This window comes from Monashia sp. HAY1-5C, from assembly GCF_056755255.1.
Genome location: NZ_JBPGXG010000603.1, coordinates 1 through 248, shown reverse-complemented (window position 1 = coordinate 248; position 248 = coordinate 1). Strand labels below are relative to the sequence as shown.

The 248-nt window shown below is 65.7% G+C and carries 1 pseudogene; it reads right to left on the bottom strand.

Annotated features, from left to right (window positions below):
- Positions 1-248: pseudogene (locus ACR9ZK_RS22905) on the bottom strand (ABC transporter ATP-binding protein); the annotation flags it as partial.

Here is a 248-nt window from a genome sequence, read left to right as displayed (position 1 = left end):
ACCCGGGACCAAACCCAGGCGCGACAGGACCCCTGCTGCCTTGCCGACGTCGGGCGTGTGGATGAGGACGTGCGACTCCCCGGAGGAACGCAGCTCGTCCAGTGGTCCTTGCGCCACCAGACGGCCGGCGCTCATGATGCCTGCGTGCGTGCACATCTGCTCGACTTCGGCCAGCAGGTGGCTCGAGACAAAAACTGTTGTACCGCCTGCGGCGAGTGAACGAACCAAGGCGCGGACTTCACGTGTGC